Source organism: Cellulomonas timonensis (assembly GCF_900046455.1).
GTDB classification, from domain to species: domain Bacteria; phylum Actinomycetota; class Actinomycetes; order Actinomycetales; family Cellulomonadaceae; genus Cellulomonas_A; species Cellulomonas_A timonensis.
Genome location: NZ_FCOT01000011.1, coordinates 611,638 through 636,018, shown reverse-complemented (window position 1 = coordinate 636,018; position 24,381 = coordinate 611,638). Strand labels below are relative to the sequence as shown.

19 protein-coding genes and 1 pseudogene are annotated in these 24,381 nt (G+C 73.5%); 3 read left to right on the top strand and 17 right to left on the bottom strand.

What is annotated here, in order from left to right:
• Positions 1 to 24: 24 nt before the first annotated feature.
• The gene (locus BN3788_RS08445) at positions 25 to 672 is read right to left on the bottom strand and encodes a hypothetical protein (RefSeq protein WP_066584267.1); all 648 of its coding nucleotides are present in this window, start codon (positions 670 to 672) and stop codon (positions 25 to 27) included.
• A gap of 86 nt (positions 673 to 758) precedes the next feature.
• Here BN3788_RS08445 and BN3788_RS08440 point away from each other — a divergent pair, with 86 nt between their 5' ends.
• Complete coding sequence (locus tag BN3788_RS08440) at positions 759 to 2,213, top strand: sugar porter family MFS transporter (protein ID WP_066584266.1); 1,455 nt, start codon at positions 759 to 761, stop codon at positions 2,211 to 2,213.
• Here BN3788_RS08440 and BN3788_RS08435 read toward each other — a convergent pair.
• Complete coding sequence (locus BN3788_RS08435) at positions 2,210 to 3,622, bottom strand: Gfo/Idh/MocA family protein (protein ID WP_066584264.1); 1,413 nt, start codon at positions 3,620 to 3,622, stop codon at positions 2,210 to 2,212. The two genes, BN3788_RS08440 and BN3788_RS08435, sit on opposite strands and share 4 nt — an antisense overlap.
• A gap of 150 nt (positions 3,623 to 3,772) precedes the next feature.
• Between BN3788_RS08435 and arfA the strand changes: the two genes are divergently transcribed.
• Positions 3,773 to 5,311, top strand: a complete 1,539-nt coding sequence (arfA, locus tag BN3788_RS08430) for an arabinosylfuranosidase ArfA (RefSeq protein WP_066584260.1) — start codon at positions 3,773 to 3,775, stop codon at positions 5,309 to 5,311.
• A 44-nt stretch (positions 5,312 to 5,355) separates the two neighbouring features.
• Positions 5,356 to 6,060, top strand: a complete 705-nt coding sequence (locus tag BN3788_RS08425; protein WP_234346549.1) for a FadR/GntR family transcriptional regulator — start codon at positions 5,356 to 5,358, stop codon at positions 6,058 to 6,060.
• 10 nt (positions 6,061 to 6,070) lie between these two features.
• On the opposite strand, the gene BN3788_RS08420 is transcribed toward BN3788_RS08425, so the two are convergent.
• The 15 genes and pseudogenes from BN3788_RS08420 to BN3788_RS08355 all read right to left on the bottom strand — a co-directional run bounded on the left by BN3788_RS08420 (position 6,071) and on the right by BN3788_RS08355 (position 24,375).
• Positions 6,071 to 8,542, bottom strand: a complete 2,472-nt coding sequence (locus tag BN3788_RS08420; protein WP_066584254.1) for a glycosyl hydrolase family 95 catalytic domain-containing protein — start codon at positions 8,540 to 8,542, stop codon at positions 6,071 to 6,073.
• A 254-nt stretch (positions 8,543 to 8,796) separates the two neighbouring features.
• Positions 8,797 to 11,379: an ATP-dependent Clp protease ATP-binding subunit gene (locus tag BN3788_RS08415; protein ID WP_066584250.1), complete on the bottom strand. Its 2,583-nt coding sequence runs from the start codon at positions 11,377 to 11,379 to the stop codon at positions 8,797 to 8,799.
• Between the two features lie 182 nt (positions 11,380 to 11,561).
• Positions 11,562 to 12,413: an Abi family protein gene (locus tag BN3788_RS08410; RefSeq protein ID WP_234346548.1), complete on the bottom strand. Its 852-nt coding sequence runs from the start codon at positions 12,411 to 12,413 to the stop codon at positions 11,562 to 11,564.
• Between the two features lie 322 nt (positions 12,414 to 12,735).
• Complete coding sequence (locus BN3788_RS08405) at positions 12,736 to 13,203, bottom strand: acyl-CoA thioesterase (RefSeq protein WP_066584248.1); 468 nt, start codon at positions 13,201 to 13,203, stop codon at positions 12,736 to 12,738.
• Between the two features lie 58 nt (positions 13,204 to 13,261).
• A complete protein-coding gene (argJ, locus tag BN3788_RS08400) occupies positions 13,262 to 14,407 on the bottom strand; it encodes a bifunctional glutamate N-acetyltransferase/amino-acid acetyltransferase ArgJ (protein ID WP_066584247.1) in 1,146 nt (381 codons plus the stop codon).
• Positions 14,404 to 15,216 (bottom strand): urease accessory protein UreD, encoded by an 813-nt coding sequence (locus tag BN3788_RS08395; RefSeq protein ID WP_066584245.1) that lies wholly within the window; start codon positions 15,214 to 15,216, stop codon positions 14,404 to 14,406. The genes argJ and BN3788_RS08395 overlap by 4 nt, the downstream gene beginning before the upstream one ends.
• Positions 15,213 to 15,971 carry an urease accessory protein UreG gene (gene ureG, locus BN3788_RS08390; protein ID WP_066584497.1) on the bottom strand — a complete coding sequence of 253 codons (759 nt, stop codon included), beginning with the start codon at positions 15,969 to 15,971 and terminating at the stop codon, positions 15,213 to 15,215. Before ureG ends, BN3788_RS08395 begins: the two co-directional genes overlap by 4 nt.
• 82 nt (positions 15,972 to 16,053) lie before the next feature.
• Positions 16,054 to 16,761 carry an urease accessory protein UreF gene (locus BN3788_RS08385; RefSeq protein ID WP_066584241.1) on the bottom strand — a complete coding sequence of 236 codons (708 nt, stop codon included), beginning with the start codon at positions 16,759 to 16,761 and terminating at the stop codon, positions 16,054 to 16,056.
• The gene (locus BN3788_RS08380; RefSeq protein ID WP_066584495.1) at positions 16,761 to 18,509 is read right to left on the bottom strand and encodes an urease subunit alpha; all 1,749 of its coding nucleotides are present in this window, start codon (positions 18,507 to 18,509) and stop codon (positions 16,761 to 16,763) included. Before BN3788_RS08380 ends, BN3788_RS08385 begins: the two co-directional genes overlap by 1 nt.
• Before the next feature lie 156 nt (positions 18,510 to 18,665).
• Positions 18,666 to 18,917 (bottom strand): annotated as a pseudogene (locus BN3788_RS19750) (urease subunit beta); the annotation flags it as partial.
• A gap of 31 nt (positions 18,918 to 18,948) precedes the next feature.
• The gene (locus BN3788_RS08375; protein ID WP_066584238.1) at positions 18,949 to 19,251 is read right to left on the bottom strand and encodes an urease subunit gamma; all 303 of its coding nucleotides are present in this window, start codon (positions 19,249 to 19,251) and stop codon (positions 18,949 to 18,951) included.
• Positions 19,242 to 20,864, bottom strand: a complete 1,623-nt coding sequence (locus BN3788_RS08370) for an ABC transporter ATP-binding protein (protein ID WP_234346547.1) — start codon at positions 20,862 to 20,864, stop codon at positions 19,242 to 19,244. Before BN3788_RS08370 ends, BN3788_RS08375 begins: the two co-directional genes overlap by 10 nt.
• Entirely contained in the window at positions 20,857 to 21,744 is an 888-nt protein-coding gene (locus BN3788_RS18995) for an ABC transporter permease (RefSeq protein ID WP_108723806.1), read from the bottom strand. Before BN3788_RS18995 ends, BN3788_RS08370 begins: the two co-directional genes overlap by 8 nt.
• Positions 21,734 to 22,762, bottom strand: coding sequence for an ABC transporter permease (locus tag BN3788_RS08360; protein WP_066584487.1), 1,029 nt, complete (start codon positions 22,760 to 22,762; stop codon positions 21,734 to 21,736). The genes BN3788_RS18995 and BN3788_RS08360 overlap by 11 nt, the downstream gene beginning before the upstream one ends.
• Positions 22,759 to 24,375 (bottom strand): ABC transporter substrate-binding protein, encoded by a 1,617-nt coding sequence (locus tag BN3788_RS08355; RefSeq protein ID WP_082812710.1) that lies wholly within the window; start codon positions 24,373 to 24,375, stop codon positions 22,759 to 22,761. The genes BN3788_RS08360 and BN3788_RS08355 overlap by 4 nt, the downstream gene beginning before the upstream one ends.
• Positions 24,376 to 24,381 lie beyond the last annotated feature (6 nt).

Below are 24,381 nucleotides of genomic sequence, written 5' to 3'. Positions count from 1 at the left end.
CGGCGCCTGAGGGCTCCGTGCCGTTCAGTCCAGCTTGTCGGCGCGCCACAGCGCAGCGGCCTCTTCCAGTTCCTCCGCCGTCCTGACCAGTGAGGACGCGCCGCGGGTGACGCGGTGCGCGGCCCTGTCGTCGCTCGTCTCCAGGTAGTCGGCGTCGAAGGCTGCCCCGGTGGCGAGGACCCGGCAGAACGCCGCGCCCCGTTCGAGGGCCACGGCCAGGTCTCCCGCGTAGACCCCGGAGAGCACGGCGTCGGCCACGTCGCGCACCTCGTCGGGCCCGGGCGGGCTCGCCACTCCCGCCACCACGTCATGCACCGGCGCCGCCGCCAGGCCCAGCCGGTACCGCTCGGCGACAGTGCCCGGGTCGCGGCGGACCCACTCGCGCAGCACGTACAGCCGCCACAGGGCTCCCGGCAGGGTGCCGGACGGGCTGTCGGCCCACATCGCGGCCACCACGTCCAGGCCCTCGGCCTCGACGAGCCGGACCAGCCGCTCGACCAGGTCGGGGTCGTCGGCTCCCGTGCGCCCTTGCCGCACGATCGCGCCGGCGGTGGTGTGCGCGACCTCGGAGCGGACCGCCGGGTCGATGCCGCCGGGCAGTTCCTCGGCCTGCTGCTGGTCCAGCCGTGCCGGCCGTCGTGGACGTCTCGCCGCGCCGTCTGAGGTGCTCATCGTTACATTGTCAACGAGGCCGACGTCGGTGCGCACACCGTGGTGGGGCGCTCTTCCGGGCAAGGCACGGGTACTGGAGGGGAACCATGACGCAGTCCGCAGCAGGCTCAGCACCAGAGCGTCATCCCGATCACAACAAGGCCGTCGCGCTGGCGATCGCCGCCGCCGTCGGTGGGTTCCTGTTCGGGTTCGACAGCTCGGTCATCAACGGCGCGGTCGACGCGATCGAGGACACCTTCGAGCTCAACGCCACGCTGACGGGCTTCGCGGTGGCGGTCGCACTCCTGGGATGCGCATTCGGCGCCTGGGCGGGAGGCCGGCTCGCAGACCGCTGGGGTCGCCCGCGGGTCATGCTGCTAGGCGCGATCTTGTTCTTCGTGTCCTCACTGGGCTCGGGCTTCGCCTTCGCGGTGTGGGACCTGATCTTCTGGCGGATCGTGGGCGGCATCGGCATCGGCATCGCGTCGGTGATCGCCCCGGCGTATATCGCCGAGATCGCGCCGGCGGCCATGCGCGGCCGGCTCGGGTCGCTGCAGCAGCTCGCGATCACGCTCGGCATCTTCGCCGCCCTGCTCTCGGACGCGCTCTTCGCGAACCTGTCCGGCGGCGCCAACGAGCCGAGCCTGTTCGGCCTGGCCGCGTGGCGGTGGATGTTCATCGTGGCCGTCATCCCCGCCACGGTGTACGGGGTGCTGGCGATGCGGATCCCCGAGTCGCCGCGCTACCTGGTGGCGGAGGGGCGGCCTGAAGAGGCCGTGAAGGTGCTATCCCGGGTGCTCGGCCCGGATGAGGACCCCCGTGCGCGGGTGCGCGACATCGAGAAGACGATCGAGACCGACAAGGCCCTCGCCGACCAGGCGTCGTTGCGCGGGCCCGCGCTGGGCCTGCTGCCCATCGTGTGGGTCGGCATCCTGCTGTCGGTGTTCCAGCAGTTCGTCGGCATCAACGTGATCTTCTACTACTCCACGACGCTGTGGCAGGCCGTCGGCTTCGACGAGTCGGACTCGTTCATCGTCTCCGTCTTCACGTCCGTCACCAACGTGGTGGTCACGTTCATCGCCATCGCGCTGATCGACAAGGTGGGCCGCCGCCCCATCCTGCTCACCGGGTCCTTGGGCATGACGGCGATGCTCGGCGTGATGGCGCTGGCCTTCACGCAATCCGTCGGGCCCTCGGACGATGTGACGCTGCCCGGCGCCTGGGGACCGATCGCACTCGTCGCGGCCAACCTGTTCGTCGTCTTCTTCGGCGCCTCCTGGGGCCCACTCGTCTGGGTGCTGCTCGGGGAGATGTTCCCGAACCGCATCCGCGCGGTGGCGCTGGGGGTCGCGGCGGCCTGCCAGTGGATCGCCAACTTCCTCATCACCGTCTCGTTCCCGCCGATGCTCGCCGCGTTCGGCGCCACCGGCCCGTACCTGATGTACGCGGTGTTCGCGGCGCTGTCCTTCTTCTTCGTGCTCTGGAAGGTGCCGGAGACCAAGGGCGTCGAGCTCGAGGACATGAAGGGCGCGACGCGCCAGCGCAAACCCCGCGCGACCTAGGCGCCGCCGAGGTCGACGCCCAGGTCGAGGTCGGCGAGCAGCACGGGCAGCCCGCTGGCCATCGACTGGTTCCCGGCGATGCCCACGGCGGCGGCGCGCACCCCGTCGAGGTAGCCCGCCGCACGGCCCAGCGGGTCGTCCTGGCCGCCGCGGAACACGTCCGCGAGGAGGATCGCGTCCCCGCCGCCGTGGCTGCCGCGCCCACGCGGGATCGGGTGCTCGTAGGCCTGGGCCCAGTGGCGCTGCACCAGCAGCCGCTCGCCATGGGGGCGCGGGCCCTCGTCCACCCGGTCCGGCGTGGCGCTGGGGTCGAGCACCGCGTTGCCGTCCGCGTCCGGCTGCACGGCGCCGCGCTCGACGACCTCCAGCTCGGCGCGGCCGGCGGTGCCGTTCACCGTGACGCGGTAGCCCTCCCACGGGCTGTGCGCATTGAGCGAGTAGGTGAGGGTGGCGCCCCGGCGGTAGTCGACCAGCACTGACATGTTGTCCTCGATGGTGATGCCGGGGCCGAAGACGTCCTGGTCGCGCAGGTAGCCGTCGTGCTCCTCGGCGTCCAGGTAGAGCGCCGCCAATCGGGAGTCGGCGCGCAGGTCCAGGGCGAACGGGTCGCCCACGGCGCCGGTGCCGCGCGTGGGCCGGGGGCCCAGCGACCGGGCCCGGGCGTTCTCGTCGCCGTAGAAGCGCAGGCCACCGGACGCGAACACCCGGGTGGGGACGTCGTCGAGCCACCAGTTCACCAGGTCGAAGTGGTGGCTGGACTTGTGCACCAGCAGCCCGCCGGACTTCGACTTGTCGCGGTGCCAGCGGCGGAAGTAGTCGGCGCCGTGCACGGTGTCGAGGGCCCATTCGAAGTGCACGCTCGTGACGTCGCCGATGACGCCGGCGGCGATGACCTCGCGCAGCGCGGAGTTCCGCGGCGAGTAGCGGTAGTTGAAGGTCATCACGACGTCGCGGCCGGTGCGCGCGACGGCCTCGGTGATGCGCCGGCAGCCTGCGGCGTCGATGGTGAGCGGCTTCTCGAGCACGACGTCGGCGCCGGCGTCGAGCGCGCGGGAGACCACGTCGGCGTGGGTGTGGTCGGGGGTGGCGACGACGACCCGCTCGACCTGCTGCTCGGCGATCATCTGCTCGAGCGCGTCGGGCTGGTAGCGGGGCAGCTGGGCTCCGACGTGCGCGTCGTAGTAGGCGGCGCGGGCGGGGTTGGGCTCGCACCAGGCCACGAGCTCGGCGACCTCGGCGTGCTCGCCGACGATCGCGTCGATGTACATCTGGGAGCGGTGGCCCGCGCCGACGACGGCGTGGCGACGGCGGCCCGCAGGCGTCGCCGCAGAGTCCGTGTCGGACACCGCGTCGGTTCCGGTGTCGGTGACAGTGGCAAGAGGGGCTGGCGGGGGCGACGTCGGCGTCATGATGTCCTCAGCGTTCTCTCGGCGCGACGGCGCCGACTCGTGGGAAAGCGCGTTCCGTAGCGCCACACTAGTCCGCCCCAGCGTCGCCCTCTAGGATCTACAACGTTGAACAGTCGGCGAGGACGCCGACACGCACCTCAGGAGAAGCTGATGCCCCACCCGCGCGCCCAGGTCGTGCTCCACCCCGACTTCCAGGTCGGAGAGATCGACCGCCGCCTGTTCGGATCCTTCGTCGAGCACCTCGGCCGGGCCGTCTACACCGGGATCTACGAGCCCGGCCACGCCACCGCCGACGAGCACGGCTTCCGGCGCGACGTCGCCGACCTCACCCGCGAGCTCGGCGTCAGCGTGGTGCGCTACCCCGGCGGCAACTTCGTCTCCAACTACATCTGGGAGGACGGCGTCGGCCCCCGCGCCGAGCGCAAGCCGTTCATCGACCTGGCCTGGCGCACCATCGAGCCCAACGACATCGGCACCGACGAGTTCCTCCAGTGGGCCGAGCGCGAGGGCATCGAGCCGATGATGGCCGTCAACCTCGGCACCCGCGGCGTCGCAGCCGCCGCCGCGCTCGTCGAGTACTGCAACGGGGAGGCGGGCAGCCGCTGGGCAGACCTGCGCATCGCGAACGGCCGTGAGAAGCCCTACGACGTGCGGCTGTGGTGCCTGGGCAACGAGATGGACGGCCCCTGGCAGATCGGCCACAAGGACGCCGACACCTACGGCCGGCTCGCCGCCGAGGCGGGCAAGGCCATGAAGCTCGTGGACCCGAGCATCGAGCTCGTGGTGTGCGGATCCTCCTCGATGCAGATGGACACGTTCGGCTCCTGGGAGCGGACAGTCCTGGAGCACACGTACGACATCGTCGACCACCTCTCCATGCACGCCTACTACGAGGAGCTCGACGGCGACCGCGCCAGCTTCCTCGCCTCCGGCACCGCGATGGACCGCTTCATCCGCCGGGTCGTGGCCTCCGCCGACGCCGTCGGCGCCGAGCGCCGCTCCGACAAGGAGATCACCATCTCCTTCGACGAGTGGAACGTCTGGTACCTGGCCACGCGGTTCCCCGGGGAGAAGAACCTGCCACTGCAGCGCGACGCCCCGCGCATCATCGAGGACGTCTACTCCGGACTCGACGCCGTGGTGGTCGGGGACCTGCTGGTCACGCTCCTCAACCACGCCGACCGGGTGCCCGTCGCGTGCCTGGCCCAGCTCGTCAACGTCATCGCGCCGATCATGACCGAGCCCGGCGGCGAGTCCTGGCGGCAGCCCACGTTCCACCCCTTCGCCGAGACCGCCCGGCTCGCCCGCGGCGCCGCCCTCGACCTGCGCGTCGCCTCCCCCACCACCACGACCCGCCAGCACGGCGACGCGCCCCTCGTGACGGCCGCCGCCACCTGGGACGAGGGCGCGGACGGTGACGGCGCCTTAGCGCTGTTCATGGTCAACCGCTCCGCCGAGCCGGTCGAGGTGGACCTCGCGCACGTCGGCCTCACCGTCGCCCTGACCGGGGGCATCCAGCTCGTCGCCGATCACGAGCCGGCCGTCGCGGGCCCCGAGCACGCGGCCCGCGTCGCGGAGCGCTGCCTGTCCACGCTGCCCGCCCCGGACAGCGGCACGGGCATCGGCACGACGCTGACCCTCGCGCCGGAGTCGTGGAACGCCTTCCACGGCACCGCCCGGAGGAGCTGACCGTCCCAGCCGCTCGGGGCCGCGCCTGCGGCAGACTCGTGCCTATGTCACGCCCCATGTCCCGCACCGACGAGGTCGTCGACGGCATCAAGAAGATGATCCTCGACGGCCGGCTGCACCCCGGTGACCGACTGCCCGTGGAGAAGGAGCTCGCCACGGAGCTGGGCGTCTCCCGCGGGTCGCTGCGGGAGGGGGTGCGCGCGCTGTCGATCCTGGGGGTGCTCGACACCCGTCAGGGCGACGGCACGTACGTGACCAGCCTCGACCCCGAGCGGCTGCTCGCGCCGATGGGCTTCGTCGTCGACCTGCACGGGCAGAGCGGCGCGGAGTCCTTCCACGCCGTCCGGCGGCTGCTCGAGACCGAGGCCGCGGGGCTCGCGGCCCGGCACATCGACGCCGCCGGGCTCGCGGAGGCCCGCGGGATCCTCGACACGGCCGCTGCGGCGCTCCGCGAGGAGCCGCTGGACCATGAGCGGCTGCTGGAGACGGACATCGCCTTCCACCGCGCCATCGCGGCTGCTGCGGGCAACCCCGTGCTGGCCGCGCTCGTGGAGTCCCTCGCGAGCCGCACCGTGCGGGCGCGGCTGTGGCGCAGCCGCGCCGACGAGGACGTCGCCCAGCGCACCCATGACGAGCATGAGGCGGTGCTCGCCGCGCTGGCCGCGGGCGACCCGGACCGGGCGCGGCTGCGGATGGGCGTGCACCTGCTCGGAGTCGAGGACTTCGTGCAGGCCTCCGAGCCCGATTGAGCCGCCGGGCCTACAGAGCGGCCAGCAGGTCGCCCATGGTGGCCGTCGTGACCACTGCGGGCTCCCCGGGCCGGAGCCCGAGCGCCGTGCGCAACGGCCCGCAACGCACGACCACGGGTGTCACGTCGTCGAGGTCGTCGCCGTGGGCGTCAGCGTCGAACAGCTCGTCGTCGTCCCGCGCGTCCGGCTCGGCATCCGCCGTCAGGGTGGCCTCCACGAGCTCGCCGTCGGCCCACACCACGTCCACGGTGATCCCGCCGCGCACCCGCAGCCCACGCACTGAGCCGTCGCGCCAGCCCGGCGGCAACGCCGGCAGCAGATGCACCTCGCGCACGCCGCCGACCACCCGGTGGCCCTGCACCAGCAGCTCGACGACACCGGCGGTGAAGCCGAGGTTGCCGTCGACTTGGAACGGCGGATGCGCGCTGAACAGGTTCCGGTAGACCCCCGCGCCGTCCCCGGCGGGCGCCAGCAGCGCGTGCACCAGCTCCTCCGCGCCGGCGCCGTCATGCAGCCGGGCGCGTAACGCGAGCCGCCAGGCCAGGGCCCAGCCGGTGGAGCGGGGCCCGCGGGCGTCGAGGGTCGCCGCCGCGGCCTTGGCCAGCTCCGGGGTGGTGTCCGGGTGCACCCAGCCGCCCGGGAACACCCCGATCAGGTGCGACGTGTGACGATGCTCGGGCTCCGCGTCGACGAGGTCCTGCGACCACTCGGCCAGGCGCCCGTCGGGCAAGGCCCGCTCCCCCGGCAGCCGGCGTAGCGCCGTGTCGACCTCCGCGCGCCATGCGGCCACGTCGACGGGCTGGTCGGTGTCCGGGTCCACATGCTCGACGCAGTCCTCCAGCGCGTCGAGTGAGGCCAGCGTGCACTCGAGCAGCCAGCGCACCAGCGCCAGGTCCGAGGTCGTCGACGTCGACACCGCCGCCGGGGCGCCGTCGTCCGCCACGAAGTGGTTCTCCGGACTGGTCGCGGGCGAGGTGCCCAGGGAGCCGTCGGGCTGCTCGACGAGCCAGTCCAGGCAGAACCGGGCGGCGCCGTGCAGCAGCGGCCACGCGCGTCCCAGGGCGCCCACGTCGCCGGTGAACTCGTAGTGGTCCCACACATGCTGTGCGAGCCAGGCGCCACCCAACGGCCAGGCGGTCCACGACGGGTCGCCGTCCCCCTCGCCGGCGGGCAGCGTGAACGCCCAGGCGTCGGAGTTGTGGTGCGCCGTCCAGCCGCGCGCCCCGTACAGCTCGCGCGCGGTCGCGGCGCCGGATGCCGCCACACCGGGCAGCCAGCCCAACAGCGGCTCGGCGCACTCGGCCAGGTTGGCCGGGCCGGCGGGCCAGTACGCCATCTCCAGGTTGATGTTGGTGGTGTACGCCGAGCTCCACGCCGGGCGGACGTCCTCATTCCAGATGCCCTGCAAGGTCAACGGCATCGTGCCCGGCCGGGAGCCCGCGATCATCAGGTAGCGCCCGTACTGGAACAACAGGGCCGACAGGGCCGGGTCCCCGCCCATCACGGCATGCCGCGCGACACGGGAGTCGGTGGTCAGCGCGTCATGCCCGGGGTTGCCGCCGAGGTCCAGCGCGACCCGGTCGAACAGCGCCGTGTGGTCCGCGACGTGATCCGCGCGCAGGCGCTCCACGGGTTGCTCCGCGGCCGCCGCGACAGTGCCCCGCGCGCGCCGCAGCAACTTGCCGACGTCGCCGTGCGGGGACCGCATCGCCCCGGCGTAGTCGCTCACCGACGTGAGCAGCACCGTCATCTCGCGGGCGCCGTGCACCGTCAGGCCGTCGTCGCGGATCCGCAGGGCGCCGTCCGTGACCACGCGCATCACCACGGCCACCGTGATCGAGGCGCCCGCGGCGTCGTCGTAGACGACCGGCTCCGCGGCGTCCTCATGCGGCGGGTACACGTGGGAGGGCATCCGCACCGTCCCCGCCCACAGGTCCACATCGCCTGGGGCGAGCTGCACGGGATGCGGGGACGTGACGCGGACGAGCAGGTCGACGGGCACCTCGGACGTGCGGTGCACCACCAGCACCCCGGCGGGGGCGCTGACGAATGCCTCCTGCTCGGTCCGCTCCCCCGCCTCGCCGAACCGGTGGCCGGCCACCGCCTCGCCCAGGTCGAGCCACCGCCGGTACCCGGGGGGCACCTCGTCCTCCGCGCGGCCCGGCTGCTCCACGACCAGGTCCACGAGCGGCTGGTACGCCTGCGTGTGCCCGTGCTGCAGCCGCTGCACCAACTGCTCGGCGCGGCGCACGTCGCCCTCCGCGAGTGCCTCCCGGGCGGCGCGCACCACCTCCGGGCCCTCCCCGGGCGCCAGCAGCGGCCGCCCGGACGCGGTGGCCGGCGAGCCCGACCAGCAGGTGTCGTCGTTGACCTGGAACCGGTCGCGGCGGACCCCGCCGAAGCACATCGCCCCCAGGCGCCCGTTGCCCAGCGGCAACGCGTCAGTCCACAGGTCGGCAGGTCGGTCGTCGTGCAGGCGCACTTGGTCCCCCTCGCTCCGGACCGCACAGACGGCCCGCCTCACCGCGCGGCCCCGGCGGCCACCGGCGCCGTTCCCCATCAGCTGTCGACAGCGAGCAGCTTTCCCACCGAAAAGTCCGATCTTCCCAGGTGGCGGGCCGGGCGTCCTGCCGAACGGCGCCCAATTCCGCGCGATGCAACGGGCGCCACAGCCCCAGACGCGACTCGACCCGGGACCGACATGCGGTCCCGGGTCGAGAGGTCGTGCAGTGAGGCTCAGGCCTGCTTGGGCAGCGGGCCCGTCCCGGCGTCAGCCGAGCCGGTCACCGGCGGGGCCGGCGGGAGGTCCGTGCCGGAGCCCGGCGTCCCGACGGCGCCCACGTGAGCGGGCTCCTTCGGGGCCGAGTCGTTCGGCACGCCCTTGAAGGTGAACTCCCCGAGGATGCCCTCGCCCTCGGCGTCCACGATGACCTTCTGGCCGGACGTGATCTCCCCGAAGAGGATCTTCTCGGACAGCTGGTCCTCGATGTCGCGCTGGATGGCGCGACGCAGCGGGCGGGCGCCGAGCACCGGGTCGTAACCCTTCTCCGACAGCAGCTTCTTGGCCGCCGGGGTGATCTCGATCGACATGTCCTTGTCCTTCATGCGCGCGTCGAGCTTGGCGATCATCAGGTCGACGATCGCGAAGATCTCCGGCTGGGACAGCTGCGGGAACACCACGACGTCATCCACACGGTTCAGGAACTCCGGGCGGAAGTGCTGCTTCAGCTCGTCGTTGACCTTCGCCTTCATCCGGTCGTAGGACGTCGACAGGTCGCCACCGGCCTGGAAGCCGGTCTGCAGGCCCTTGGCGATGTCCCGCGTGCCGAGGTTCGTGGTCATGATGATCACGGTGTTCTTGAAGTCGACCACGCGGCCCTGCGAGTCGGTCAGGCGACCGTCCTCGAGGATCTGCAGCAGCGAGTTGAAGATGTCCGCGTGGGCCTTCTCGACCTCGTCGAACAGCACCACGGAGAACGGCTTGCGCCGCACCTTCTCGGTGAGCTGGCCGCCCTCGTCGTACCCGACGTAGCCGGGGGGCGAGCCGAACAGCCGCGAGACGGTGTGCTTCTCGGAGAACTCCGACATGTCGAGCTGGATCAGCGCGTCCTCGTCCCCGAACAGGAACTCGGCGAGCGCCTTGGCGAGCTCCGTCTTCCCGACGCCCGTGGGCCCCGCGAAGATGAACGAGCCACCGGGACGCTTCGGGTCCTTGAGCCCGGCGCGCGTGCGACGGATCGCCTGGGACAGCGCCTTGATGGCCGCCTCCTGGCCGACGACCCGCTTGTGCAGCTCGTCCTCCATCTTGAGCAGGCGGCTCGACTCGGCCTCGGTCAGCTTGAACACCGGGATGCCGGTCGCGATCGCCAGCACCTCGGCGATCAGCTCCTCGTCCACCTCGGCCACGGCATCGAGGTCGCCCGACTTCCAGGCCTTCTCCTTCTCGATGCGCTTGAGCCCGAGCTGCTTCTCGGCGTCACGCAGGCGAGCGGCCTTCTCGAAGTCCTGCTCGTCGATCGCGGACTCCTTGTCGCGGCGCGTCTCGGCGATCTGCTCGTCGAGGTCGCGCAGCTCCGGCGGAGCCGTCATGCGGCGGATGCGCAGGCGCGCGCCCGCCTCGTCGACCAGGTCGATGGCCTTGTCCGGCAGGAACCGGTCGTTGACGTAGCGGTCCGCGAGCGTCGCGGCGGCCACCAGGGCGCCGTCCGTGATGGACACGCGGTGGTGCGCCTCGTAGCGGTCGCGCAGGCCCTTGAGGATCTCGATCGCGTGCTGCAGGTTCGGCTCGGCGACCTGGATCGGCTGGAAGCGGCGCTCCAGGGCCGGGTCCTTCTCGACGTACTTGCGGTACTCGTCGAGCGTGGTCGCGCCGATGGTCTGCAGCTCGCCGCGCGCCAGCATCGGCTTGAGGATGCTGGCCGCGTCGATCGCGCCCTCCGCGGCGCCCGCCCCGACGAGGGTGTGGATCTCGTCGATGAACAGGATGATGTCGCCGCGCGTGCGGATCTCCTTGAGGACCTTCTTCAGGCGCTCCTCGAAGTCACCGCGGTACCGGCTGCCCGCGACGAGCGCGCCGAGGTCCAGCGTGTACAGCTGCTTGTCCTTCAGCGTCTCCGGGACGTCACCGCGCACGATGTCCTGCGCGAGGCCCTCGACGACGGCCGTCTTGCCGACGCCCGGCTCGCCGATCAGCACCGGGTTGTTCTTGGTGCGGCGGGACAGCACCTGCATGACCCGCTCGATCTCCTTCTCGCGCCCGATCACCGGGTCGAGCTTGCCGTCGCGCGCAGCCTGCGTGAGGTTCCGGCCGAACTGGTCGAGCACGGCAGAGCCCGAGGGCTGGCCCTCGGCCGGGCCGCCCGAGGCGACCGGCTCCTTGCCCTGGTAGCCCGACAGCAGCTGGATGACCTGCTGGCGCACGCGGTTCAGGTCGGCGCCCAGCTTGTTCAGCACCTGGGCGGCGACACCCTCACCCTCGCGGATGAGGCCGAGCAGGATGTGCTCGGTGCCGATGTAGTTGTGGCCGAGCTGCAGCGCCTCGCGCAGGCTCAGCTCCAGGACCTTCTTGGCCCGCGGCGTGAACGGGATGTGGCCGCTCGGCGCCTGCTGGCCCTCGCCGATGATCTCCTGGACCTGGGCGCGCACGGCGTCCAGGGAGATGCCGAGGGACTCCAGGGCCTTGGCCGCGACACCCTCACCCTCGTGGATCAGACCCAGGAGGATGTGCTCGGTGCCGATGTAGTTGTGGTTGAGCATCCGCGCCTCTTCTTGGGCGAGGACGACCACGCGACGGGCTCGGTCCGTGAATCTCTCGAACATGTGCACTCCTCACGAGCGACGTGCTTGGTCGGTTACCCGGGACAGGGCCACGGGCCCGACAAGGCGGCGTTGTTCGATGCTAACGGCGGCGCCCCGCCCAACCTGCCCGTGTTCGCCGCAGGCGTGACGCCGGGTCAACAGACCGCCCCGCCAACTGGTTCCGCACCAGCGACCGCTGGTTCTCAGTTGGCGCTCTGTTGCGCGCCTGCGAGGAGGATCGCGTTCCGGCCGTCATACGGCTGAGTCCGCCACAGTTCGAGCGCGGCCCATCGCTGCGGCACGCCTAGCGACTCGAGGTCGAGGTCAGGCGACGAGGGGAACGCCCTCAGTAGTGAGACAAGGCGACAACGCCATTCGACGTCAGCGTCGATCGATCGCAGCAGATAAGCGATCACCGCCAGGGCGTTGTACACACCGAAGACACTCTTGGACGAGTCGCCTTCGCGCAGGTGATCCAGTAGCGGCACGATGCCCGCCTTCGGCCTGCCTGGCGCGTTCTGCAGCTTCCGGTTGTAGAGGCGAGCGTGGTGCGCGGCCACGTTGCGCACGTAGTTCACGCTCGCGAGCCAGCTCGCCATCAGCTTCTTCGTCGGCACTCCGAACGCTTCGGCGATCTCACCTGCGTCATCTTCGTTCAGGCCCTGGTAGAGACGGGAGAGGTGGCCAAGTTCGAGGATCTCGGTGAGAGCCCAGAGGGGCATCTGCCCTTCGTAGTTCTCCCGGAAGTGGTTGACGAAGGTCTCGTCGGAACTGTCACGACGCTCGGCGACGCGTTGCAGCCACGCAGCGTGCTTGCTCGGCAGCGTCCGCCACCCGGTCTCCCCATCCACCCGATGTTCGACGAACGAGGGGAGGAAGACCCCCGCGTCGAGATGCGCGAAGGCAGAACGGCGTCCGAGTACGTAACCGACTCGCATGCGCAGAGCGACCTCGATTCGCTCGACGCCCTCCATCACCAGCATGCGCAGGTCCCGATCAAAGTCGATCACCTGTGCGATGTGGTCGATGGACGTTCCGGGCCGGTAGCCGCTCAAGACTCGCGTTCGGGGCCTGCCACCCTCGCCCACGTAACCTCCGAACTGCGGAGCGGGTAGAGGTACCCCGTGAGTCGGTAGTAGCCGATGGCACTCAAGAGAGTCTTCGTGCGTTCCCGAGGATCGACGTCGACCCCACGGTCACCAAGCCTCGCAACTTGCTGGTCGAGCGAGAGCCACTCCTTGGCGTACCCGACCATGGCCCTCCAGGCGAAGGAAAATCAGCCCGCCGCCTACGGCGACGGGCTGATCGTGATACCGCGAGGCTAGCGGCCCCTCGCTCCGGCGTCCAGGGGTGGAGCGCGCTAGGCAGATGCCACGCCTACCAGCCCCGCAGCTCCGGCGACTCGTCGAGGTAGGCCTCGTACAGCGCGCGCTCCTCGGGCGTGAACGCCCGGGCGGTGTGGGTCGCGGAGTCGAGCTGCACCATGCGCGACCGTGCCCGCAGGTACACGACACCCGAGTCGGCGGCGTCGACGATCTCGTAGGCGAAGTCCACCGACGATCGCCCGATGCGGGACACCCACACCTCGACGGCGAACGGCGCCGGGCGGAACGTCAGCGGCGCCACGTAGTCGATCTCATGCTTGACGACGACGAGCAGCGAGGCGCTGAGGGCGCCCATCTCGTCGACGCCCATCGATGGGAACAGGGTGAACCGGGCATCGTCGAGGTAGCGCAGGTAGGCGGCGTTGTTGACGTGCCCGAACAGGTCGACGTCCGACCACCGGACGGGCATCTCGACGCGGCCGCGGTGCGTGCTGATCGTCGGCGGGGCCGTCTCATCCATGGCGACAACCCTACGACCGGCGGTTGGGCGCCCGGTCACCGCAGGAGGCTGGAGCCGGTCAGGAGGTGTAGTCCGCGTTGATGCGGATGTACCCCTCCGTGAGGTCGCAGCCGAACACGGTGAACGCGCCGTCGGCGACGCCCAGGTCGACCTCGATGACGACCTCGTCGTTCTTGAGGTACGCCTCGAGCTGCGCCCGCACCTCCGGCGTGGGCAGCCGGGGGTAGGTCTCGAGGCCGCCGAAGGAGATGCGGACGGCCTCCTGGCGGATGTCCGTCTCGGTGGAGCACTTGCCGATCGCCATGGCGACGCGGCCCCAGTTCGGGTCGGCGCCGTGCACCGCGGTCTTGACCAGCGGGGAGTTGACGATGGCCTTCCCGACGAGCTTGGCCTGGGCGTCGTCGCGCGCGCCCGTGACCCGCACCTCGATGAGGGTGGAGGCGCCCTCGCCGTCGGAGGCGATCATCCGCACCAGCTCGGTGCACACCTCGAGCAGCGCGGCCTCGAGCTCGTCCAGGTCGACCGGCCCGGCGGCGCCCGAGGCGAGGATCGCGGCGGTGTCCGAGGTGGACGTGTCCGTGTCGACGCTCACGGCGTTGTACGTGCGGGCCACCACGGCCCGGAAGACCCGGTCCAGGTCGTCAGCCGGGACCTGCGCGTCGGTGTAGACGAACGACAGCATGGTGGCCATGTCGGGCTCGATCATGCCCACGCCCTTCGCGATGCCGACGACGCGGGCCGCGCCGACCTGGCGCGTGGCGACCTTGGGGTGGGTGTCGGTCGTCATGATCGCGCGGGAGACGGCGTCGAGGTCGACGGGCGCGGCGGCGGGCAGCGCGGCGAGCCGATCGCGCATGGCGGTCATCGGGTACGGCACGCCGATGACGCCGGTCGAGGCGACGAGCACCTGCTCGGGCGCGCAGCCGGCACGGGCGGCGGCCCAGCCCTGCAGCTCGCGCGCGTCGGCCAGGCCCGCCTCCCCGGTGGCGACGTTCGCGTTCCCGGACACCACGACGACGGCGCGCAGCCCAGCGAGGTCGCCCGCCCGGCTCACGGTCACGCTCGGCCCGGAGAACAGGGAGCGGGTGAACACGGCAGCCGACGTCGTCGCGCCGGTGGCGTGCACGAGGCTGACGTCGGGGCGCCCGTCCTTGACGCCCGCGCTGCCGGTGATGCCGACGAACCCGGCGACGGTGGTGGTCATGCGTACTCCTCGGTGTGGGTGGTGCGAAGGGGATCAAGCATGGGGGCGACGGTGGCGCCGCCGTGCGCCGTGCGCGGTGCTGCGGCGAGCTCCGCGGACCACGCGGCCAGGCAGGCGTCGCCGACGGTGTCGCGGTGCAGCTCCGTGCCGAGCCAGCGCAGCACCGCGCCCGGCCGGTCGAGCTCGAACAGCGTGGCCCCGGCGCCGGGCGGGCCGGGGAGCGGCGCCGGGCGCCACCCGAGGGCCAGCACGGTGTCCACCACTGTGCGTGGCGCCGCGCCCGAGCCCGTGGCCAGCACCCCGGGCAGGCCGCGCACCGGACGGGACAGGTCGAGCTCCTCGACCTGCAGGGGGCCGACGGCGTCATACGCCGTGAGGCTGCTCCACAGGTCCCCTCCGGCCTGGCCCGTGCGCCCGAGCACGAGCGTCTCGCGCAGGAGCGCCCGGGCGCCCTCGGCCAGGCGCGCCTCGGTGCGGCGGTGGGTGCGGGCGCCGTCGGACACCACGAACGGCAGCGCGCCCCAGGTGAGCCGCGCTCCAACGCCCAGCCGCACGTCGACGTCCCACCGGGACGGCTCCGCCCCGCCGTACGCGACGGTCCCGGTGGTCTCCACCACCTCGAGCCACGCGCCCTCCGCGACCTCCACCTCGACGTCGACGGAGTCGCCCGCGAGCAGCAGGGCCCCGTTGGCGACGAGGGCCACCCGCGCGCCGTCCGCATCCTGCTCCAGGACGCGGACGGCGAGCGCGCCGGACCGCAGCTCGAGCGCGGACCGCCCGAGCCCGGGCGCGACGACGATGCGGGTCACGCCCGCTCGCCCACCACGGCGTCCGGGTGCGCGGCGTCGTCCAGGTGCGCGCCGGCTGCGGGCTCGTCGTGCGTGTGGGTGAACCCGCCGTCGGGGTGCTCCTCGTCCGCGTGGAAGTGCGGCGCCATCGGCCCCGGGTCCACGGCCACGTGCCCGCCCGCCCGGTACCCGGCGAGGGTTCCCAGCACCCAGCCCACGAGCTGGTCCACCGACGCCGCGTCGTGCCGGGACAGCGCCACCACCGGGCGCCCGTCGCGTGCCGCGCCGCCCTCGCGGACCATGCGCTCCACGTCGACGCCCACATACGGGCCCAGGTCCGTCTTGTTCACCACGAGCAGGTCCGCGCGGGCGATGCCGGGGCCGCCCTTGCGGACCACGTCCCCCCCGCCCGCCACGTCCAGCACGAAGATCTGGGCGTCCACGAGCGCCGGGGAGAACGTCGCGGTGAGGTTGTCCCCGCCGGACTCGACGATCACCAGGTCGAGCGGCGCGAAGTCCGCCTCGAGGTCCTCCACCGCGAGCAGGTTCGCCGTCACGTCGTCGCGGATCGCGGTGTGCGGGCAGGCGCCCGTCTCCACCGGGCGGATGCGCTCGGGGTCGAGCACGCCCGCCGAGCGCAGGAACCGCGCGTCCTCGTCGGTGTAGATGTCATTCGTCACCACGGCCAGCGAGAGCTCGTCGGCGAGCCGACGGCACAGGATCGCGATGAGGGAGCTCTTGCCCGTGCCGACGGGCCCGGCGACGCCCAGTCGCATGGCCCTCCGCGGCTCGGCAGCGTGTTCGGCGGCGGGCTCGGCGGCGTGCTCGGCAGCGGGCGTGGTGGCAGGTGCGATGTCCTCAGGCACTGAACAGCCTCTCGGTCGTGACGGCGTGGGCCTCGGCCCACCGTTCCATGAGCGGGGCGGCGCCCGTGGGAATCTCCTCGGGGTGGCGCAGGTGGGCCACCCGCGCGGCGAGCGCGGCGATCTCCGGCAGCAGGGCCACAACCGTGCCGGTGGTCTCGAGCGGGTCGGCCGGCTCGAGCTTGAGCAGCGCGGCGACGACGGCCTGCACGTCGTCGTATCCGACCAGCCGGCCGAGGTCCCAGGGGTCGAGCCCCGCCCGGTGCGCCAGGGCTCCGAGGACCACCGGGCGCGACCATGTGCGGGCGTCGGGGTGGGCGAGCGGGTCCGGGCCGTCCCCGGGCGCGGCCGGCCACAGCGTCCGGGCGGCCCGGAGCTGGCCGCGGCCCAGCCGTCGCGCGTTGGCCCGCAGCGCCGCCGATGGCGTCCGAGCAGCCCATGCCGCCTCCTCGGCGCCAGGGTCCTCCCCCGCGGCGGCCACGGCCCGGGCGCCGACGGCCGTGCCCGCCTCGACGGCTGTCACCGTGCGCAGCCGGGCCCGGGCATAGTCCGCGACCGCGTCCGCGCGCATGCCCGCCCGCAGCGCGGGCTCGAGGCCGCCGGACTGCGTGTGCCCGCCCGAGGGCAGGCGGGCGTCCGCGAGCAGGGTCAGCAGGAGCGCGGACGGGACGTGGGCGGCGCCGACCGCCGGGGCAGCGGCCATCAGAACATCGAGTAGAGCCGGCCGAGGGGCACCACGTCGACGGGCGCGGGCTCCACGCGCTCGCCGTCCACGTCGATCTGGAAGCTCTCGGCGTCGATCTCGATGCGGGGGCACACGTCGTTGTTCCGCATCTGGGCCTTGGCGACCCCGCGGGTGTCCGCGACGCCCACGAGCCGCCGCCGCAGCCCGAGCCGCTCGGCCAGGCCGTCCTCGAGCGCGCGCGGCGCCACGAAGGACACCGACACGTCGGCGCCGATCGCGTCCGCGAGCGCCGGCCGCATCAGCACCGGCTGCGGGGACGGGATGGAGGCGTTCGGGTCGCCGAGGGCGCCCCACACCAGGGCGCCGCCCTTGAGGACCACCTGAGGCCGCACCCCGAAGAACCGGGGGTCCCACAGCACCAGGTCGGCGAGCTTGCCGACCTCCACGGACCCGATCTCGGCGTCGACGCCGTGGGCGATCGCCGGGTTGATCGTGTACTTGGCCACGTACCGGCGGGCGCGCTCGTTGTCGGCTGGGAGGCTCGTCGAGAGCGGTCCGCGGCGGTGCTTCATCACGTGCGCGACCTGCCAGGTGCGGGTGATGACCTCCCCGATGCGGCCCATCGCCTGCGCGTCCGACGAGGTCATCGAGATGGCGCCCATATCATGCAGCACGTCCTCGGCGGCGATGGTCGTCGCCCGGATGCGCGACTCCGCGAACGCCAGGTCCTCGGGGACGCGCGGGTTGAGGTGGTGGCAGACCATGAGCATGTCCAGGTGCTCCGCCACGGTGTTGCGGGTGTGCGGCAGCGTCGGGTTGGTGGAGCCGGGCAGCACGTGGGGCTCCCCCGCGAGCCGCATGATGTCCGGGGCGTGGCCGCCACCGGCGCCCTCGGTGTGGAACGCGTGGATCGAGCGCCCGTCGATCGCCGCGACGGTGGACTCGAGGAAGCCCGACTCGTTGAGCGAGTCCGAGTGCAGCGCCACCTGCAGGCCCCAGTCCTCGGCGGCGCGCAGCGCGGTGTCGAGCGCGGCCGGCGTGGACCCCCAGTCCTCATGCACCTTGTAGCCGCCGGCGCCGGCCAGCGCCTGCTCCGCCAGGCCCGCCGCGCTCACGGTGTTGCCCTTGCCCAGCAACAGCACGTTGACGGGCAGGTGGTCCAGGCTGCGGTGGATGGCGCGCAAGTGCCAGGCGCCGGGCGTGACGGTGGTGGCCTTCGTCCCCTCGGACGGGCCGGTGCCGCCGCCCGCGACGGTCGTGATGCCGGTGGCGAGGGCCTCCACCACCTGGGACGGGGAGATGAGGTGGACGTGGGCGTCGAACCCTCCCGCCGTGAGGATCTTGCCCTCGCCGCTGATGATGTCGGTGGACGGCCCGATGCGCAGCGCGGGGTGCACCCCGTCGGCCACATCGGGGTTGCCGGCCTTGCCGAGGGCGACGATCCGCCCGTCGCGAATGCCGACGTCCGCGCGCACGACACCCCACCAGTCGAGGACGACGACGTTGGTGATCACCGTGTCGGGCGCGCCCTCGGCGCGGGTCGTGGACCCCTGCAGCATGGACTCGCGGATCGACTTCCCGCCGCCGAACACCGCCTCGTCGCCGCCGACGGTGCGGTCCTCCTCGACCTCGATCCACAGATCGGTGTCGCCCAGGCGCACCTGGTCGCCGACCGTCGGGCCGTACAGCGCCGCATACCGCGCCCGCGGGACCACGAGTGCCGGCACCCGCGCCGAGGTGGGGCCGGCCCCGATGGCGCCGCCCATGCGCGCGGTCCCCGCGGTGCGCGCGGCCCCCACCGCTCCCGGCTCCTCGGGCGTGGGCGCGACGACGTCGCCCAGCGCGCCGCCGTCCGCCTTGCCGCGCTGGATCCCCGGCACCCGCCGCGCCCCGCGCAAGGTGACGGCGGTGACAGTGCGCGAGGCGCCGGGCTCGAACCGCTGCGAGGTGCCCGCCATCACGTCCAGCCGGAAGCCGTGCGCGGCCTCGCGGTCGAACTTCAGCGCGGGGTTGGCGTCCGGCAGGTGCAGGTGGGAGCCGATCTGCACCGGGCGGTCGCCGGTGTTGAGCACCACGAGTTCGATCCGCTCGTGGGGGGCACGGTCGGCATTGAGCTCGACGGAGCCGTCGGCGACGCGGACGGCGCCCGGGCCGGTGGTGGCGTGGCTGGCCATGATTCTCCTCAGGGACGGCGGCGGGTCGCGGTCAGGCGATCGGCTGGTGGATGGTCACGAGCTTGCGGCCGTCGTCGAACGTGGCCTCGACCTGCACGTCGGGCAGCAGCTCGGCGACCCCCGGCATGACGTCGTCGCGGGTCAGCACGCGCTGGCCGGACTCCATCAGCTCGGCCACCGACGCGCCCTCGCGGGCCCGCTCGATGACCCAGGTGGCGAGCAGCGCCACGGTCTCGGGATGGTTGAGCCGAACGCCGCGGGAGAGGCGGTCGCGGGCCACCACCCCCGCCACGCTCAGCAGCAGCTTCTCCTGGTCGGCAGGGGTCAGGTGCATGGGTTCTCGGCGCCTTTCCGGACGGGGCTAGAGGACAAGGACTCGGCAGGCACTGCGGTTCCGGTCGGCACGACGACGGGCCCGGCGGCGGCCCAGGGCTCGAGCACCGAGCCGCCCTCCGCAGGCCGCAAGGCCAGCACCCGGTCGCAGACGGCGCCCAGGCCCGCCACGTCGTGGCCGACCAGCAGCACCCCCATGCCGCCCACGGCTGCCCGGTGGACCAGGTCGAGCACATCGGCGGCTGTGCGGTCGTCGAGCATGGAGGTGGCCTCGTCGAGCACGAGGAACTCGGGGGCGAGGGCGAGCGCCCGTGCCAGGCAGGCGCGTTGCAGCTCCCCGCCCGACACCTCATGCGGGCGGCGGTCCAGCAGGGCGGCGTCCAGCCCGACGGCGGCGGCGAGGCCGGCGGCGTCGATCGCGAGGCCGGCGAGCCGTGCGGGGAGCTCGATCGCCCGGCGGAGCGTCAGGCGGGCGTCCACCGCCGTGCGGGGGTGCTGCGACACCCAGCCGACGCGGCGCCGCTGCGCCGGGGGCAGCGCGAGGCCGGCCCCGGCCACCGACTGGCCGGCGAGGGTGAGGCGCCCGGCGCCCGGGGCCTCGAGCTGGGCCAGCACTGCCGCGAGCGTGGACTTGCCCACCCCGGACGGCCCGGTCAGCCCCACGACCTCGCCCGCGCGCACCGCGAGGTCGGTGGGGGCGAGCACCGGGCGGCCGCCACGGGTGACGACCACCCCGTGCGCCGCGAGCGCCGGGGCGCCCGGGTCGACGGGCGGACGGGTGCGGGCGGCGGGGGCGGCGTCCCGCAGCACCTCGTGGGGGCTCCCCTGGGCGACGACGCGCCCCGCGGCCAGCCGGGTCACGGTGTGGGCCACCTGCCGGGCAAGGGCGAGATCGTGCGTGATCACCAGGACGGTGTGGCCCGCCTGCGCGTAGGACGTGAGCAGCACGCCGACGGTCCGTGTCGCCTCCGCGTCCAGGCCCGACGTGGGCTCGTCCACGAGCAGGACGGGCGGGTGGTTGACCATCGCCGCCACGAGGTTGAGGCGCCCGAGCTGCCCGCCGGAGAGCTGGTGGGGATGGCGGCTGAGCCAGGCGGGGTCCACCCCGGCGGCGTGGGCCAGCTCGACGAGCTGCTCGGCGGCGCCGGAGGCCAGGTGGGGGTGCGCCACGCCCAGCCGGGAGCGGCGGCGGCCGCCGACGCGCTGGGCCTCGCGGAGCTGGGCGGCGAGGGTGGACGTCGGCGTGAACGCGCCCCCGGCGCCCTGCGGGGCGGCTCCGATGACCCGCCCCCGGAGCCCGCGCGCCTGCCGTGAGCCCCCGAGCAGGTCGATCGCGCCCTCCTCCCCGAGCAGCATGGCCGAGCCCGTGGCGCGCGAGCCTGCCGGCAACGTGCCGGTGAGCGCCGACACGACCGTCGACTTGCCCGCCCCCGAGGCGCCGAGCAGGACGTGCACCCGCCCGGGCAGCAGGTCGAGGTCGAGCCCCTCGAGCACGACCACGCCCCCGTGGGCGACGGACAGCCCGCGGACGACGACGGACGCCGACGCGTGGGCCTGCCCCCGCGCGATCGTGGTCGTGGTCGTCGTCGTGGTCGTGGGCATCGGCTCAGGCATGACGCCCCTCCTCGCGTCCGGCGAGGCAGCCGGCCAGGCAGACGGTGACGGCGACGAGCAGGCCCGCGGGCGCGGCCAGCGTCCACCAGGCCTGCGACAGCAGCGCCTGCTGGCCCAGGTCCAGCAGCGCCCCGAGGGACGGCTGATGCGGCGGCAGTCCCAGGCCCAGGAACGTGAGCGTGGACTCATGCCAGACGGCGTGCGGCACGAGGAGCCCGAACGCGACGGCGAGCTGGGTGGCCAGCCGGGGGCCGGCATGGTGGCGGAGCAGCTGGCGGCGGGTCAGCCCGAGCGCGATCGCGGCCCGGTAGAAGTCCTGGCCGCCCAGCGTGAGCAACTCAGCCCGCACCAGGCGGGCCGTCTGCGTCCAGTGGGTCACCGCGACCACCAGCACGATGGTGGCGAGGGAGCCGCGCAGCGCCGCCGCCACGACGATGCCGAGCAGCAGGTGCGGCACCGCGTTCACGCCGTCGACCAGGCGCATGCCCCACCGGTCGACCCGCCCGCCGAGCAGCGCGCAGGCGGCGCCCGCGAGCGAGCCCACGACCACCGCCCCGAGCGCCCCGGCCAGCGCGGCCAGCAACGACACCCGCAGCCCATGGGCGGAGCGGACGAACAGGTCGCGCCCGGCGAGGTCCGTGCCGAACGGGTGGGCCGCCGACGGCCCGGTGGCCCCGACGGCGTAGTCGACGTGGTCGAGGTCCACGGGCAGCAGCGCCGGGACCAGCACGGCGTAGGCGACGAGCAGCGTCAGCCCGGCGACCGCGACCGCACGGCCGACCGGCCGTCTGGGCGCGATCCGCTGCGGCGGGCGGGGGGCCGCGACAGGTGCGCCGGCCAGTTCCACGGCGGGGGCGTCGAGCAGGTTGTCAGAGCGCATCGGGGTCCGTCCTCGGGTCGATCCGCACCAGGCAGAGGTCCGCCAGCAGCCCGCCGAGCACGGCCACCGCGGACAGCAGCACGGTGCATGCGGCGAGCAGCGCGAAGTCCTGAGCGAGCGCCGCCTTGACCAGCGACTGCCCGAGGCCGGGCCAGGAGAAGACCTCCTCGACCAGCACCGACCCCGCGACCACCTCCGGCAGCCGTGCGCCCGCGATGGCCAGTGTCGGCACCGCGGCGGTCGGCAGCACGTGCCGGGCCAGGACCCGCCGCTCGGGCACGCCGCGCAGCCGCGCCGCCTCGGTCGCGGGGCTGCGCAGCTGCGCCGTGACGGCTCGGTGCAGGTGCAGGGTGATCCACGGCAGTTGGCCCAGCGCCACCGACAGCACGGGCAGCACCAGGTGCCGGGCGACCTGCCCGATCGTCACCGGGGCGCCGGGGTCGGTGAGCCCTCCTGTGGGCAGCCAGCCGAGGGCGAGGGCGAGCACTGCCATCAGGCCCATCGCGACGAGGAAGGACGGCACGGCCGACAACGCCCACAGCCCCGACGTGAGCACCCGGGCCAGGAGCCCGTGCGGCCGGCGCGCCGCGAGCAACGCCAGCGGCACCGCGGCGGCGGCCCCCACGGCGAGGCCCAGCACCATGAGCAGCAGCGTCCACGGCAGCCGCGCGGCCACGACGTCGGCCACCGGCATGCGCGCCGACGTGGAGACGCCGAGGTCTCCGCCCACCAGCCCGGACGCCCACCGCCACCACGCCTCCGCCCAGTGCGTGCCCGCCACGATCTGCTCGACGCCGGCCCGCGCGGCGCCGCCGGTGAACTCGTCGCGGGCGCCCAGGAACGCCGCTGCCGCGTCGGTGGGCGAGGCGGCGGCCAGCGCGAACACGGCCAGGCTGATGAGGCCCATGAGGGGCGCCGCCCACAGCAGGCGGCGCCGGACCAGGCGCAGCACGGCCACCCCGCGCCCCGGGGCGAGGGCCGAGCGCACCGGGCCGCCACCGGCGACGACGGTGCTCATCGCCGTGTCCACTCCTGCACGTTGAACCACGGCCCCCACGCGACGCCGTGCTCATGCGGCTCGAGCACGGGCTCGATGCCGTCCCACGCGTCCAGCCCGCGGGCCACGTAGGTGTGCTCGAGCGCGAACACCGTGACCGTCGGCGGGTTCGCCACCAGGACCGTCTGCAGCTCGCGGTACAGCGCGGCGCGCGCGTCCGGGTCGGGCTCGGTGCGCGCCGCCGCGAGGAGGCTGTCGACCTGCGGGTCGGCGTAGCCCGACGGGTTGGAGTACGCGTCGTCCTCGTCGAAGCCGGCGAAGTCGGAGTGGAGCTGCCGGTAGGCCTGGGCGTCGGGGTCATATGGCATGTCGCCGCCGCCCAGCACGAAGGCCTTCTGGTCCATGGCGGTCACCGCGTAGCGGCGGTCGACGCCCTCGAGGGCCACGTCGATCCCGAGCGCGGCCAGGTCCGAGGCGAAGGCCTGCGCGATGTCGCGGCGCAGCGTGTCCTCGGCGAAGTACATGACGGTGAACGCGAACGGCACGCCGTCCTTCGCCCGGACCCCGTCCGCGCCGACGGCCCAGCCCGCGCCGTCTAGCAGCGCGCCCGCCGCGGCGGGGTCGTGCGCGAACGTCGCCGACGGCTCGTACGCGTCACCCTGCGCGGGCGTGAACGGCGTGGCGACCGCCGTGCCGTGGCCGGCGAGGATGCCGTCGATCATGGCCTGCCGGTCCGTGCCCAGGTTGACGGCCACCCGCACGGCCGGATCGGCGAAGAAGGGCAGCGTGACCGGCAAGGGGATCGCCCGGTAGTCGCCCGAGGCGTTGGCCACCAGCTCCAGGCCGTCCGCGCCCGCGACCTGGGCCGCCACCCGGGGCGAGAGCTGCGCCCCGTCGACCTCGCCCGCGCGCAGCCGCTGGGCGCGGGCGTTCTCATCCGAGACGAAGGCCAGGTGGATCGTCTGCACCTGCGGTGTGCCGCCCCACCAGCCCTCGCGCGCCCGGAGCGTCATCGACTCGCCCTTGCGCCATTCGGCAAGGACGTACGGGCCGGTGCCGACGGGCTCGCTCGCCAGCGCCGAGCCGACCACGTCCCCGCCGAGTGCCTCGGACGCCGGGATGCCCAGGGTGAGGCGGGCGGGCAGGCCCGCGTAGGGGTAGGCCAGGTCGAAGCGGACCGTCGTCGCGTCGACGGCGGTGACCTGCTCGACCATCGCGTAGTCGGCCGCCATCCAGGAGCCCACCGCTGGGTCGCGCACCGCGTCGAAGACCGCGACGACGTCCTGGGCGTCGAATGCGGAGCCGTCGCTGAACGTGACGCCCTCGCGCAGCGTCACAGTCCACGACGTGAGGCTCTCGTCCGGCTCCGGCATCGCGGTGGCCAGCCCCGGCTCCAGCACGCCGTGCGCGCCCACCCTGACCAGGCTGTCGTAGAGCTTGGACGTGATGCCCAGCGGGTACTCCAGCGGGTGCAGCGTGTCGTACTCGCCCGTCTCGGCGAGGCGCAGCGTGGTGGCCGGGTCATCGGCCGTGCCCTGGCCCGGGACGGCGGCGGAGCAGCCGGCGGCGACGAGGACGGCCAGGCCGAGGGCGACGACGGCGACAGGCCGGCGCAGGTGCGGGTGCAGGTGCATGAGACG

What these genes read in the sequence shown, in the direction of transcription:
- BN3788_RS18995 (WP_108723806.1), bottom strand. Translation starts at nt 21,744, where the DNA reads ATGCGCTCTGACAACCTGCTCGACGCCCCCGCCGTGGAACTGGCCGGC.
- BN3788_RS08440 (WP_066584266.1), top strand. Translation starts at nt 759, where the DNA reads ATGACGCAGTCCGCAGCAGGCTCAGCACCAGAGCGTCATCCCGATCAC.
- BN3788_RS08435 (WP_066584264.1), bottom strand. Translation starts at nt 3,622, where the DNA reads ATGACGCCGACGTCGCCCCCGCCAGCCCCTCTTGCCACTGTCACCGAC.
- ureG (WP_066584497.1), bottom strand. Translation starts at nt 15,971, where the DNA reads ATGCGACTGGGCGTCGCCGGGCCCGTCGGCACGGGCAAGAGCTCCCTC.
- BN3788_RS08445 (WP_066584267.1), bottom strand. Translation starts at nt 672, where the DNA reads ATGAGCACCTCAGACGGCGCGGCGAGACGTCCACGACGGCCGGCACGG.
- BN3788_RS08385 (WP_066584241.1), bottom strand. Translation starts at nt 16,761, where the DNA reads ATGGCCGCTGCCCCGGCGGTCGGCGCCGCCCACGTCCCGTCCGCGCTC.
- BN3788_RS08370 (WP_234346547.1), bottom strand. Translation starts at nt 20,864, where the DNA reads ATGCCTGAGCCGATGCCCACGACCACGACGACGACCACGACCACGATC.
- arfA (WP_066584260.1), top strand. Translation starts at nt 3,773, where the DNA reads ATGCCCCACCCGCGCGCCCAGGTCGTGCTCCACCCCGACTTCCAGGTC.
- BN3788_RS08380 (WP_066584495.1), bottom strand. Translation starts at nt 18,509, where the DNA reads ATGGGCGGCGCCATCGGGGCCGGCCCCACCTCGGCGCGGGTGCCGGCA.
- BN3788_RS08355 (WP_082812710.1), bottom strand. Translation starts at nt 24,375, where the DNA reads ATGCACCTGCACCCGCACCTGCGCCGGCCTGTCGCCGTCGTCGCCCTC.
- BN3788_RS08375 (WP_066584238.1), bottom strand. Translation starts at nt 19,251, where the DNA reads ATGCACCTGACCCCTGCCGACCAGGAGAAGCTGCTGCTGAGCGTGGCG.
- BN3788_RS08415 (WP_066584250.1), bottom strand. Translation starts at nt 11,379, where the DNA reads ATGTTCGAGAGATTCACGGACCGAGCCCGTCGCGTGGTCGTCCTCGCC.
- BN3788_RS08360 (WP_066584487.1), bottom strand. Translation starts at nt 22,762, where the DNA reads ATGAGCACCGTCGTCGCCGGTGGCGGCCCGGTGCGCTCGGCCCTCGCC.
- argJ (WP_066584247.1), bottom strand. Translation starts at nt 14,407, where the DNA reads ATGACCACCACCGTCGCCGGGTTCGTCGGCATCACCGGCAGCGCGGGC.
- BN3788_RS08425 (WP_234346549.1), top strand. Translation starts at nt 5,356, where the DNA reads ATGTCACGCCCCATGTCCCGCACCGACGAGGTCGTCGACGGCATCAAG.
- BN3788_RS08405 (WP_066584248.1), bottom strand. Translation starts at nt 13,203, where the DNA reads ATGGATGAGACGGCCCCGCCGACGATCAGCACGCACCGCGGCCGCGTC.